A 12996-nucleotide genomic window follows, 5' to 3' on the forward strand; every position below is an offset into this window, starting at 1 on the left:
TTGTCCTCCGGATCGGGTATGCTTTTCACCGGTATTGCCGCTTGGGGCAAGAATGAATGTGGGAGAATCCCTTATGGACGGTTCAAAGGACGTGAAAGCGATCGGTGTCCTGACCAGCGGCGGCGACTGCGCCGGCCTCAACGCGGCGATTCGGGCCGTCACCTATCGTGCCGTCGTGGGTTATGGGTGGACGGTGTATGGGATCGAACAGGGGACCGCCGGTCTTATGCACCGTCCGGTCCAGGCGCATCCTTTGACCACGGATCTCTTTGATGGCGCCCTTCTGCGGTCGGGCGGGACTTTTCTGGGCACGACCAACAAGGGAAATCCGTTCGCTTTTCCTCGATCCGACGGCACGCTGGAGGATAGAAGCAACGAGGTCATCGAGGGCTATCGGATTCTGGGGTTGGACGCGTTGATCGCCATCGGCGGGGACGGCAGCCAGGCGATTATGCGCAAACTGGCGCAGCAAGGCGGCATCAATCTGGTTTGCATTCCGAAAACCATCGACAACGATATCGGGGCGACCGAAGTGTCGATCGGATACGATACCGCCGTTCAGGTGGCGTCGGACGCGCTGGACAAACTGCAGCCGACGGCGGCAAGCCACAACCGGATCATGATCCTGGAGGTGATGGGCCGCGACGCCGGTCATATCGCTCTGGCCTCCGGCATCGCAGGCGGCGCCGATATCATCCTGATCCCCGAGATTCCCTACGCCATCGATCATGTGGTCCAGAAGATCGAGGCTTTGCGGCAATCCGGCCGCAACTTCGCCTTGATCGTCATCGCGGAGGCCTGCCCCGGTCCGGATGGAGAGCCGGTTTCGCGGCACGGACGCTATGGCGGCGTTGGGCATGCGCTTGGGGAGGCGTTGGAAAAGAGGGTCGATGCGGAATTGCGCGTGACCGTTCTGGGGCATCTGCAGCGCGGCGGGCAGCCAAGCCCCAGGGACCGGTTGATGGCGACGGTCTTCGGAACCCATGCGGTCGACCTTGTGGCGCAAGGGCGGTTCGATCGCACGGTGATCTGGCGGGACCGGCACGTGGAAGATGTCCCGATCGAGGAAGCCATTGCGACATATGCGAACGTGGCCGTCGACGGGCCGCTTGTTCATGCCGCCCGCGCGTTGGGCGTCAGTTTCGGCGATGCGATGCCAGTGGTGTTGGGAGAAGCGCAATGATCGATGGTGAAGGTCCCATTCGGCCTGCCGACGAGACTTCTTTCGGGCCCGACATGGAGCCCTTGGCATTGGACAATCCATTCTGGCGGTTTTCCCTGTCCGTCTACTCTTCTCAACAGGTGCGGGAGACATGCCTTGATGCCCAGGACCGGCACGGTGTGGACGTCAATCTGATGCTGCTCTGTTGCTGGGTCGGGTTTTCGGGCGTGCGGCTCGATGGCGCCGGTCTGAAGCGGCTGGACCGCCTTGTCGAAGGATGGCGCAAGGAAGTCATAGGGCCGATCCGAACCGTTCGGCGACGCTTGTCGGAGGCCGTCGGCCCCATGGGCCCGCAGGTGACGACGGGGCTTCGGGACGACGTGAAAGACGCCGAGTTGAAGGCCGAACAGATCCAACAGGCGGTGCTCTTTCGCGCGCTGGAGACTCTGCCCGGGCGGGACGCCAGACATGCGGAACGGTCGGGCGTCGCGAGGATGAATCTGACGGTCTATTTGCGTGATGTTCGCGGTGTCGGCGACACCGCCGTCCTGAAACAGATCGTCGAAACGACGGTGCTGGGTTGCCGGGATGAACTGGAGAAGGAGGAAGACGAGCCGAATTAAGCGGACTTGAACGAACAAGCGATCGCGAAATCGATCACCTATGAGTTTCGGAGCTTCTCGTTCTGCGCCTTGATCGCATCGATCAGCGCACTGACCTTGCCGTCGTTCCGACGGATTACGGCGGCATATTCGTCCCGTTGGGTAACCAGCATGGAAAGCCCTTCGACCATGATGTCGAAAATCCTCCAGCTATCCTTGTGAGGGGTCAATTTCCAATCGATCATGATCGGCGGGCCGCCATCCTTTTGCGCCAAGGTGCTGGACACGATCTTCTGCCCGCGGTGGCCGTCGCGAACGGCGCCGACATTGAATTTCTGACCATTGTATCCTGAAAAGCGCCACGCATAGGTAACGACGACATTGTCCTCCAGGACCCGTCGGAAATCGTCGATCTCGTCTTGGCTGGCTTTGCGCCGGAACGGGCCCAACAGGAAATTGGAAACGTTCTCCAGATCGAAACCGTCCTTCAGCATGGTGCGGAACCGTGCTTGGCGTTCATCTGGCGCCAGATCCGGTGATGTCAGGTGTTGGATAGCGCCCGCGGCCAAGCGGGAAATAAAGGCCTCGGGGCTCTCTCCGGCGATTGCCGGATGAGCGGGCCACAGGAAGGCAGCAGTTAGAAGGGCGATCAGCGAGCGACGTGTTGTTTTTGTCATCGCGACCGCCCTCAACCTTCCTTACTGGATCAGCGCGGCTTTCGGTTCGCCGTTTCCGTCTTCTTCGATTTCAAAGTTGACGGACGGGATTGGCGCACCCTCGGCTTCGTCGCCGTTTCGGATCATGTTCTCACGCTGCTGGTGGTACAGGCTACGAACCGTGGCGTAGAAATCCAACGACGTGGCTTCGAGATCTTCAAGCTGCTTCATGTTGCGGGAACGCGTGTCGATCGTTTCAAGCACGCGGCGGCCAATGGCGATGCCGGTCGGCAGATCCTTGTCGGAGTTGATGTCCCACCAGGTGATCGGGTCCATGAAGTAGTCCGGAACCATACCGATCGTATCACGCACGTTCGACGGGCCCAGGATCGGCAGCATCAGATACGGACCGCCACTCGCGCCCCAAACGCCAAGGGTCTGGCCGAAATCTTCGGACCGATAGGCGATGCCCTTGCCATTGCCGTTGGCAACATCGAACAAACCGCCCAGGCCGATGATCGTATTGGTCAGAAAGCGCCCGATCGTGTCGCTGGCACCCTGAATGTCGCCCTGAAGAAGGTTGTTGGCCAGGATGACCGGTGTCTTCAGGTTTCTGAGGAAGTTACGGATGCTGTCCTTGATGCCGCCCGGCAGCTCGCCGTACAGCGATGCGAAGGGCCGAACGATCACTTTATCCAAGGCGAGATTGACGTCGAAGATGACACGGTTGACGTCTTCCAGCGGGTCATTCACCTCGGTCGCGGCCGCCGTGTCACCGGCGTTCTGGGGCGTTGCGCAAGACACCAATCCAAGTGCCAAGGTGCACGCCATTAAAAACTGCAGAAACCGCTGGATGCTCATGATCTAACACCAATCCCCGTAACTCGACCGCATTTCAAAGACCCAAAAGAACATTTCGGGCGGTTTCCTCTCGCGACGCCAAACCTCGATCCGTTGCCAAGCAGCAATCGACAAAACAAATCCTGTCCATTGTACAGCCCGGCTGCCAACCAAACATTCAGGCGACGCAGCATCGAATTACTGCGGGACCGGACGAATGTCTACGGCACGTGAACTCAAGGTACTGTGAACGCGTTGCTAAAAAGGGGGACCCCGCGCCGAATTTCTCTCCTTGGGTGATCCGTAGCACGTAACCCGTCAATCGACTGTGATTACGCTCACGGTTCCCGTATTATCCTTTCCGGTAGCATAGCATTTGCCGGTCAGCAAAAAAGATAAACATTTGGGAAACAGGAATCTTCCGCGGGTGTTGCATTTTTGCCGCGTTTCGGCGAAGCCTCCAATTCATCAGAAACATTGGGGGATAAAGTGCGATGAGCCAGGACCCGACCTTGTCCGACATAGATCCAGCCTTGATTACCGGCTGTACGGTGAAGGTAGCGCCGGAATGGATTGACGGTAACGGACATATGAACGTTGCCTTCTACGTTCAGGCGTTTGACCTGGCGACGGATCACTTCCTGGAGCGGATCAACCTCGGTTGGTCCTATCTTGAAAAGGACAACGGCTCGACTTTTACAGCGGAAATGAACGTTTCGTACGTTACCGAGGTCCATCTGGACGCCCCGCTCGCCTTTACGACGCAACTTATCGGGTTCGACGACAAGCGAGTGCATTATTTCCATCAAATGTTCCATGCGGAAGAGGGTTTTCTTGCCGCGACCAATGAATGCCTCAGCCTGCATGTCGATATGTCCGTGCGGAAGGTGGCGCCGATTCCGCCCGCGCAGCGCGAACGGCTTCGAGAGATCCAGGACAGCCAGGCCCATCTGCCCGTGCCCGAGCGGGTAGGGCGTGTGATGAAAACGAAGCAGATTTAGAGGCGATGGAACCGGCTGCCGCCCCACTGTGTCGGACAATCAACCTCTAATCCGGTTGAATTTGCCCGTCGAGATCGGTTTGCCGGCACTTTGACGACTGTTGTTGGATCAAAACCGTTGAGCGGTTGTTCTATTTTCCCTAACTTATGGATATAAGGGGACGGGAATCCGGCGCAACGAGGTTCTTGCACCTTATATTGCGTGCTGGGAAGGGCGGAGAAGAAGCTTGGAGTTCTCAGAGGGACTGGCGGAAGCCATGGAATTTGCTCAATCGGCGATGACGCTGATGGAGAGCAACTCCGTGCCCCCGACCCCGGAAAATTTTGCGATCTGGTATGCCCATGCGACGGGCAGGATGCCGGATTTGAGCAAGGAAGTGACCGAGCTTCTCGACCGTCCCGACGCCATGACGCCGGAACGGAACCGCCAAATTTACGAGCGGTACTTAGGCGGTCCGCCCGACGATTTGATCGTCCAGCAAACGGGCGCGCGGATGGAAGAGGAACTCGCCGAGGTCCTCTCCGTCATTTCATCCGCCACGGGTGACGCTGAAAACTTCCAGACATCCATCCAGGAAAATCTGCGCGACCTGACGAAAGACCAGGGTTTGGAAGGCATAACCAAGGTCATGAAGTCGCTCGTCGACGAAGCGCAGAAGATGCAGTCGTCGAACACGGAAATGCAGAGGCGTCTCGAGGCATCCTCGAAGGAAATCGTGTCCCTGCGGGAGAACCTGGCTGAGGTTCAGCGTGAGGCATTGACCGACGGACTGACCGGGATCGCCAATCGCAAGATGTTCGACATGACCATAGACCGCGCAATCGAACACGCGTCCAAATCCGGTGAACCGCTTTGCTTGGCGATGACCGACATCGACTTCTTCAAGAAGTTCAACGACAACTACGGTCATCAGACCGGAGACCAGGTTCTAAAGCTGGTCGCGAAGATACTTGAGGGCAGTGTGAGGGAAGGCGAGACGGCCGCGCGCTATGGCGGTGAGGAATTCGCCCTTATTCTTCCCGGATCGGCGCTTGATGACGCCCGCGTGGTTTGTGAACGCGTGCGGGAAATGGTCAGTTCGAAACAAATCCGCAACCGAAGCACCGGCGAATCGATGGGGAATATTACACTGTCCCTGGGAGTTTCACTGTACAAGCCGGGCGATTCCCCGAACGACCTGGTGCAGCGTGCCGATGCGGGGCTGTATTTCGCCAAACAGCACGGCAGGAATCAGACGGTCGTCGAAACCCAGTTGGAAGCCGAGGTAGCCGCAGGCTGAGAGCGCGGTCCGGTGGCTCTGCCAACTCCTGGTGTCACGGTGCTTCCAGGTTCCAATTCCCTTCCAGGCTTTTCAGTGAAACGAGTCACGGCAACGAAGCGTGCCCGTGCGGATGCCGTGTCGGGTTGATCGGGCGCCGGCCGTTTTCTACTGTCGCCACATCGAAACATTCATCCGATTTGACCGGAGCGAGGCGTTGAGCATGCGTTTTGAAGGTACAGACAGTTACGTTGCGACAGAAGATCTGAACATGGCGGTCAACGCTGCTGTCACGTTGCAGCGTCCGCTCCTTGTGAAAGGTGAGCCGGGCACGGGCAAGACCGTCCTGGCACGGGAAGTGGCACAGGCCTTGGGGCGGCCATTGTTGGAGTGGCACGTCAAATCGACAACCAGGGCACAGCAGGGCCTGTATGAATATGATGCGGTGAGCCGCTTGCGGGACAGCCAACTTGGCGACGAGCGGGTCCACGACATTCGCAACTACATCAATCGCGGTAAAATGTGGGAGGCGTTCGAAGCGGATGTTGCACCCGTCTTGCTGATAGACGAGATCGACAAGGCCGATATCGAATTCCCGAACGACTTGCTGCTCGAATTGGACCGCATGGAGTTCTTCGTCTACGAGACGCAGGAGACGGTGAAGGCGAAGCACCGGCCGATCGTCATCATCACGTCGAACAATGAAAAAGAATTGCCGGACGCCTTCCTGCGCCGCTGCTTTTTCCACTATATCAAGTTCCCCGACCGTGAAGTGATGGAACAGATCGTCAACGTGCATTTTCCCGAGATCAAGAAGATGCTGCTGCGGGAAGCCTTGGCGGTTTTCTACGAGGTTCGCGAGGTGAAGGGGTTGAAGAAACGCCCGTCGACCTCGGAGCTGCTCGATTGGATCAAGTTGTTGATGGCTGAAGACGTCCCGCCCGAAGTGCTGCGCCAACAGGATGCGAGCCAAGCGATTCCGGTCCTGCACGGCGCCCTGTTGAAGAATGAACAGGATGTGCACCTTTTCGAGCGTCTGGCCTTCATGGCGCGCCGGGAAGGCGGTCGGTAAGTGCCGGCGTTTTAAAGACCTCAACCATTGGGCCCAAGGGGAGAAAAACCATGAGTGAAAATGTGCTGATTACAGTTTTTCTGAAACATCAGCAGGACAAGAACCTGGGCGAGATCAACGCGAAACTGGACGAAGGCGAGTTTTGGGCAGATTTCCCGCCGGATGGTATTGAGGTCGTTTCCTGGTACGTGATGATGGGGATTGGCCAGGTAGCGACGTTGAGCGTTCCGCCGGGCCGACTGCGTGAGGTGAACCTTGCCATCGAAAAGAAGGCATGGGGTGCGTTCTCGACCGAGTTCTACCCGACTTACGATTTCCGTCCCGTTCAGGAAAAACTGCGGGCCGACGCCAAGGCGAAGCGCTCAGGCTGACTTGTACCGATCAACCCAGCGGCCGGAGCTTAGAGGTTTTATGTAACGAGCCTGCGGACGAGATCCGTGGGGCGGAGTGTGTGACGTGTCCGATAACGTGATTATTAGAAATATTGAGAAGCTGGACTCGTCGGTGATAGCGGAACTGAATAGTGCCGCGGTTCCCAATGTGAATTTGCTCGAGGAACCGGCACTCTATTCCCTCGTTGAGAGTGCCGCCTATGCGCGTGTGGCGGATATCGAAGGTGATGTCGTCGGTTTGATGGTGGCGTTCGGACCCGGGTCTTCGTACCAGAGTCTCAACTATCGCTGGTTCGACGACAGGTATGGGGATTTCCTGTATGTCGACCGTATCGTTGTATCGGAGGCCGCTCGCGGCCGTGGGATCGGGAAGAAACTATACGATGATTTGTCGGCATTCGCCGAAGGCCGGAGCTCCTGCCTTGCTTGTGAGGTGAACGAACGCCCGCCCAATCCCGGCTCGATGCGCTTTCATGAGAGGCTCGGATTTCGTATCGTCGGCCGGCAGGAGACTGACGGCGGGTCGAAAAGCGTTGCCTTGATGCTCAAGACATTCTCGTAGTCGCTCGAATCCCGGTCAAATGGCTGAACTGTCGGCGCTTCGCCAAGCGTCGAGGACGCGTTCCGCGCCGGAAACCCCAATCCGCTCGAAATATTCCATTATTTTCAAGTGGTCCGCCGAATCGCGATACCGCGAGACATCGCCGGCACCATGCAGATGGCAAAGAATATCTGAAAAAGAGTACCGGTCTATGCCTGACGCTTTGCAGGCGATGGCCAGTGCCTCGGGTCCCGAATCGTAAAGAATCTTGGCGAAAGTATTGTCGCCCAAATGGGTGAATTCGCGAAACAGCGCTTCAAAGCGGAGAATATCTCCATCCTCCAAGGCTTTTACGAGTACCCGCGGGTGCGGCCGATACCCCGACGCAGGGTCGGCGGACCCGTTGGCGGCCGCTAGGCCCACCATCTCTTCGGTCAGCGATTTGTCCTCGGATGCATGTTCGATGGCGCGTTCCATGTCCGCGGCAATGGGACCCACATCGCCCAGTTTCGACGACAGGTAGTCCCGCAAGGCAGCACCGACCCATCCGATCATCCGTTTTGCCAGGTCCGGCGGCAGATCGGCCCGATAGGCCAGCGGGCCGCGAATCTCGTCCATCAAGTATGAGGATTCCACGAGTTTGTTGAACGTATCTTCGTTCAGTTCCGCGTTCTCGTTCTCCAACAGTGAGGAGATGACCGCCGGGTCGTTCGTGTCGACCAAGGTCTCCGATACGTCGCCGGACAAATGCGCGCGCTTGGAAATTGCGATTTGATGCTGCTGGGTGTGTTCGAGGATAAGACGGATGAGGTCTACATCCTGCAACAGCGGGCTTTTGGTCAGAACCGGATGCGCCACCTCGATGACATCGTTTGCCAGGGCCATGACGATGTCGTGGGGCGTATCGGTGCGCTCGGCAAGGCTTTCCGCCAAGCTGCGTCGCACATTCATTTCGACCTGATGAATCAGATGGCGCAGAATATCGTAAACGATGTTCTGCTCCGTTTCACTCAGCTTCCGGCCCGTTGAGAGGACGAGACGGCTGAGCGATTCCGCAAGTAGGTTTCGGTCCCGCTTGTTCGGGCTTTTCGCCACTTCGACAAGCTCGCGCAGCGTGTATTTCGCCATCCCGTTCCCTCGAATACCTGGCGATTCCGGCAGTTTTCCCGTTGATACGGCGAAGCTACCAAGTGAATGTCGACGGGCCGATGCCGATCGATTCTATCAATCGCGACAATCCGCCGAATTTGGCAAATCCAGTAAAACAAATGCCGAACCGGTTGTCTGCGGAAAAAAGTTAAACTTCGCAGGGATTTGGTTGCGCGCGGATGCGGGACTTGCGTCACGTTTGGGGGCAGAGTAGGACCGAAGGCATGTTCATCGATCTCTTCTTGGGCCTGAAACAGGCCGGTCTGCCGGTGTCCCTGCGCGAGTATCTTACGCTGCTCGAGGCCATGCAGGCACGCGTTGCCGCCTATAGTGTCGATAACTTTTATTATCTCAGCCGTTCCGCGTTGGTGAAGGACGAGCGTTACCTCGACCGGTTCGACAGGGTATTCGGTGAAGTGTTCAAGGGGCTTGAGCGCCCGGAAGGAATTGACCCGGATGCGGTTTCGATTCCGGAGGAATGGCTGAGGAAGTTGGTCGAGAAACTCCTGACCGACGAAGAGAAGGCAATGATCGAGGCCCTCGGCGGCTTTGACAAGATTATGGAGACCCTCAAGGAAAGGCTGCGCGAGCAGCAAGGCAGGCACCAGGGGGGGTCCAAGTGGATCGGGACCGGCGGTACCTCCCCGTTCGGATCGCACGGCTACAACCCTGAAGGCGTGCGGATCGGTGGGGAGTCGACCCATCGCCGGGCAGTGAAGGTTTGGGAGAAGAGAACCTTCAAGAATCTTGATGACGGGATTGAGCTCGGAACGCGTAACATCAAGGTCGCACTGCGTCGCCTTCGCCGTTTTGCGCGGGAAGGGGCGGCGACCGAACTGGATCTGGACGATACGATCCGGTCCACGGCCGACAATGCAGGCTATCTCGATTTGAAGATGGTGCCGGAGCGGCACAATGCCGTGAAGGTGTTGATTTTCTTCGATATCGGCGGGTCGATGGACGACCACATCCGGGTGTGCGAAGAGCTGTTTTCCGCGGTCCGGACTGAGTTCAAGCACCTGGAATACTTCTATTTCCACAACTGCTTGTATGAGAGTGTCTGGCGGGACAACAAGCGCCGCTGGGAAGAGCGGATGACCACTGAGGAGGTCCTTCGAACCTATCCCCGGGACTACAAGGTCATTTTCGTTGGGGATGCCTCAATGAGCCCCTATGAGATCGTTTACCCGGGCGGCAGTGTCGAGCACTGGAATGAAGAGGCCGGCCGCGTTTGGATGGAACGGGTTTTGAAGACGTATTCCAACGCTGTTTGGCTGAACCCGCAGCCCTTGGCGTGGTGGGACCGCATGCCCTCCATCAGGCTGATGAAGGAAATCATGGAAGACCGGATGTTCCCACTCACATTGCGTGGGTTGGATGACGCGATGCGGGAGTTGACGTGATGACACGGCGCGCGACTTTGCCGGCTGCGGCTTTGGGGGTGATGGTGCTGCTCGCGGGATGCGCCCGCGATCCGTCTATCACTTCAAGCGACCCGTGGCACGAGAGGCCCAATACGACGGCGGTGTCCGTCTGTTACAGCGCGTCTGTGTCCACGCGTCAGCAGGTGGAGGCGCTGGCGCTCAGTCACTGCCCTGCATCGCAACCGGTTCTAAGGTTGTTGGACGAAGACAACTTCTTGAACGATTGTCCTTTGTCCAAACGAAACCGGGTGACGTTTTTGTGCGTCGCACCTTAGTGATCCCCAATGCCAATCCGGATCTTCAGTTGATCCTAAAGTTCAATGCTTCCGCCTGATTGTTAACCGTTGTCGACCATGTGACAGCGATTTGGGGTTCGATCCATAACATGACGAACCGTTGAAATGCTGCGGTAGCACAATCACAGCTAATCGGTTAGCTCTGCAATCTACGGGGGAAATCTGCGTTTGATCGACGCGTGGAACCACCGTTTGACCTTTAGCTTGGCGAGATTTCTCGCGTGCCGATCGGGGGAATCTGATGAAGGGGCTTGGAGTCTTCGGCAGCAAAACGCTTGCAGCGGGTTTGGCTGTCATTGGTGTCAGCGCCATGCTTTCGTCGGGCGCGAATGCTGCGGTGGTTGCGCATACCGGCGAAATTCTGGACGTCACGGTCGGGGCGCTGAACTTCTCGCGCATCTACCGATCGAATGACGGGCCAGGAGGCGGGAACGACGCACGGGAGATCGGTGGGGATGTGGTCTATTCCTGGGACTCCGGTTCGGACAATTCGCTGAGCACGGGCGACAAAGCGCTCTTCGATCAGCAAGACCTGCTGGTCTACTCGGAAACATTCGGGTCGGGCTCAAGCGCCGTCCGCTACGACATCACCATCCTCAACAGCGAGAACTCCTTCCTGGAAGTCGGTTGGCAATTGCCTTGGTGGTATCAAAACGGCAACAGCGAGCATCATTCCACCCATGTCGTGGGCGGGCAGTTGGAATATATGATCCAACGCTTTGTCGACGGGCAGGAATCCGCGACGCTCGTCGATATGGTCTATTTCGACAGCACGATCGAATGGGACCTTGTAAACGGTGCCCAGCAAACCGACGACGGCGGGATCGAAATGTATCTCTGGGGCGACACGCGCCGGAACTGGTGGGATTTGCCGGGCAACGGCGGCGAGTGGGATTTCCCGGATTGCGACGGCGTCGGCTGTCAGGACATCATCAGCCTGTTCTATACTGGCGGTACCGAGGAATATAACACTTACAAGAAGAAGCGCAGTAAGAAGCACGGCAAGAAGCACAACCACGATTACAACAAGAAAGAAATGGTCTGGAAAATCGCTTTCAGCGGTACCGTGACCCCCGTGCCGGTGCCGGCCACTATGCCGCTTTTGATCTCCGCACTCATCGGGTTGGGCGTATTGGCCCGTCGACGCCACGCGACGGTCTGAAGAACGAACTCCAAGATCCCTCAAGATCTTGCTACTCGGACCCTGCCGGTAACGCCGGCAGGGTTTTTCTTTGTCTCGCCCCGCGACTGCGGGGATTGATGGGGCGATCCGACTGGGTAGGACACGAAAAACCCCGCCGACGCGTGCCGGCGGGGTTTCCGATCAATCGAATGAAACCTGCCGCGGAAACGCGCGGCCCGGAGGCCGGCTTACCAGGTCTCCATCGCTTTCTTCAGGTTTTCATCCAGCTTTTCGAGGAACTGGTTGGTCGTCAGCCAGGGCTGGCTTTCGCCGATCAGCAAGGCCAGATCCTTGGTCATGTGGCCGTCCTCGACCGTGTCGACGCAGACCTTTTCGATCGTGCTGGCGAAGCGTTCGACATCCGGCGTACCGTCGAATTTGCCGCGATAGCCGATGCCGCGCGTCCACGCGAAAATGGAGGCGATCGGGTTCGTCGAGGTTTCCTTGCCCTGCTGGTGCTGCCGGTAGTGGCGTGTGACGGTACCGTGGGCGGCTTCCGCTTCGACCGTCTTGCCATCCGGCGTCATCAGCACGGAGGTCATCAGGCCGAGAGATCCGAAGCCCTGCGCGACGGAGTCGGACTGAACGTCGCCGTCGTAGTTCTTTGCGGCCCAGAGGAAGTCGCCGCTGTTCTTCAGCGCGAAGGCGACCATGTCGTCGATCAGGCGGTGTTCGTACCAGATGCCCGCTGCCTTGAACTTGTCCTCGAATTCGGCCTCGTAGACTTCCTGGAAGAGATCCTTGAAGCGACCGTCATAGGCTTTGAGAATGGTGTTCTTGGTCGACAGATAGACCGGATAATTGCGCATCAAACCGTAGTTCATGCAGGCCCGGGCGAAACCGCGGATCGAGTCATCCAGGTTGTACATGCCCATGGCGATACCGGCGCCTTCGAAATGGAACACCGTGTGGCGGATGTTTTCGCCTTCCGGATCGTCCGGGGTGAAGGTGATGTGCAGCGTACCGGCTTCTGGGACCAGAAAATCCGTCGCGCGATATTGGTCGCCGAATGCATGGCGGGCGACGACGATCGGGCTGGTCCAGCTGGGGATCAGACGCGGGACGTTCTGGCAGACGATCGGCTCACGGAAGACGGTGCCGTCCAGGATGTTACGGATGGTGCCGTTCGGCGACCGCCACATTTTCTTCAGGCCGAATTCCTCGACGCGGTCTTCGTCCGGCGTGATCGTCGCGCATTTGACGCCGACACCGTATTGCTTGATCGCGTTCGCCGCGTCGATGGTGATCTGATCATCGGTCTCGTCGCGCTTTTCGATGCCGAGGTCGTAGTATTTCAAATCCACGTCCAGGTACGGCAGGACGAGTTTCTCCTTGATGAATTCCCAGATGATCCGGGTCATCTCGTCGCCGTCGAGCTCGACGATCGGATTTTTCACCTTGATTTTCGACATGTTAGAAC

General features: G+C 57.8%; 13 protein-coding genes. 9 read left to right on the plus strand and 4 right to left on the minus strand.

The window, feature by feature from the left end; genetic code table 11:
- The first annotated feature begins 73 nt into the window (after positions 1-73).
- Positions 74-1183 (plus strand): ATP-dependent 6-phosphofructokinase, encoded by a 1110-nt coding sequence (locus ACQK2G_RS01950; RefSeq protein WP_425403331.1) that lies wholly within the window; start codon positions 74-76, stop codon positions 1181-1183.
- On the plus strand, positions 1180-1785 hold the full coding sequence (locus ACQK2G_RS01955; protein ID WP_425403332.1) for a TIGR02444 family protein: 606 nt from the start codon (positions 1180-1182) through the stop codon (positions 1783-1785). The genes ACQK2G_RS01950 and ACQK2G_RS01955 overlap by 4 nt, the downstream gene beginning before the upstream one ends.
- Positions 1786-1823: 38 nt before the next feature.
- Here the strand turns inward: ACQK2G_RS01955 and ACQK2G_RS01960 are convergent, their stop codons facing one another.
- The gene (locus ACQK2G_RS01960) at positions 1824-2441 is read right to left on the minus strand and encodes an MlaC/ttg2D family ABC transporter substrate-binding protein (RefSeq protein WP_425403333.1); all 618 of its coding nucleotides are present in this window, start codon (positions 2439-2441) and stop codon (positions 1824-1826) included.
- 21 nt (positions 2442-2462) lie between these two features.
- A complete protein-coding gene (locus tag ACQK2G_RS01965) occupies positions 2463-3281 on the minus strand; it encodes an MlaA family lipoprotein (protein ID WP_425403334.1) in 819 nt (272 codons plus the stop codon).
- A gap of 473 nt (positions 3282-3754) precedes the next feature.
- Between ACQK2G_RS01965 and ACQK2G_RS01970 the strand changes: the two genes are divergently transcribed.
- The 5 genes from ACQK2G_RS01970 (at position 3755) to ACQK2G_RS01990 (ending at position 7545) form a co-directional block, all read left to right on the plus strand.
- A complete protein-coding gene (locus ACQK2G_RS01970; protein ID WP_425403335.1) occupies positions 3755-4261 on the plus strand; it encodes a thioesterase family protein in 507 nt (168 codons plus the stop codon).
- Positions 4262-4487: 226 nt separating this feature from the next.
- On the plus strand, positions 4488-5540 hold the full coding sequence (locus ACQK2G_RS01975) for a GGDEF domain-containing protein (RefSeq protein ID WP_425403336.1): 1053 nt from the start codon (positions 4488-4490) through the stop codon (positions 5538-5540).
- A gap of 202 nt (positions 5541-5742) precedes the next feature.
- Complete coding sequence (locus ACQK2G_RS01980) at positions 5743-6591, plus strand: AAA family ATPase (RefSeq protein WP_425403337.1); 849 nt, start codon at positions 5743-5745, stop codon at positions 6589-6591.
- 50 nt (positions 6592-6641) lie between these two features.
- Complete coding sequence (locus ACQK2G_RS01985; RefSeq protein WP_425403338.1) at positions 6642-6962, plus strand: hypothetical protein; 321 nt, start codon at positions 6642-6644, stop codon at positions 6960-6962.
- A gap of 85 nt (positions 6963-7047) precedes the next feature.
- Positions 7048-7545, plus strand: coding sequence for a GNAT family N-acetyltransferase (locus tag ACQK2G_RS01990; protein WP_425403339.1), 498 nt, complete (start codon positions 7048-7050; stop codon positions 7543-7545).
- A gap of 15 nt (positions 7546-7560) precedes the next feature.
- On the opposite strand, the gene ACQK2G_RS01995 is transcribed toward ACQK2G_RS01990, so the two are convergent.
- A complete protein-coding gene (locus ACQK2G_RS01995; protein ID WP_425403340.1) occupies positions 7561-8652 on the minus strand; it encodes a DUF2336 domain-containing protein in 1092 nt (363 codons plus the stop codon).
- Between the two features lie 245 nt (positions 8653-8897).
- Between ACQK2G_RS01995 and ACQK2G_RS02000 the strand changes: the two genes are divergently transcribed.
- The gene (locus ACQK2G_RS02000; RefSeq protein WP_425403341.1) at positions 8898-10076 is read left to right on the plus strand and encodes a vWA domain-containing protein; all 1179 of its coding nucleotides are present in this window, start codon (positions 8898-8900) and stop codon (positions 10074-10076) included.
- Positions 10077-10634: 558 nt separating this feature from the next.
- The gene (locus ACQK2G_RS02005) at positions 10635-11555 is read left to right on the plus strand and encodes a VPLPA-CTERM sorting domain-containing protein (protein WP_425403342.1); all 921 of its coding nucleotides are present in this window, start codon (positions 10635-10637) and stop codon (positions 11553-11555) included.
- A gap of 209 nt (positions 11556-11764) precedes the next feature.
- On the opposite strand, the gene ACQK2G_RS02010 is transcribed toward ACQK2G_RS02005, so the two are convergent.
- Positions 11765-12988: an NADP-dependent isocitrate dehydrogenase gene (locus ACQK2G_RS02010; RefSeq protein ID WP_425403343.1), complete on the minus strand. Its 1224-nt coding sequence runs from the start codon at positions 12986-12988 to the stop codon at positions 11765-11767.
- Positions 12989-12996 lie beyond the last annotated feature (8 nt).

Source organism: Hwanghaeella sp. (genome assembly GCF_965227365.1).
In the GTDB taxonomy this organism is placed as follows: Bacteria; Pseudomonadota; Alphaproteobacteria; order UBA8366; family Aestuariispiraceae; genus Hwanghaeella.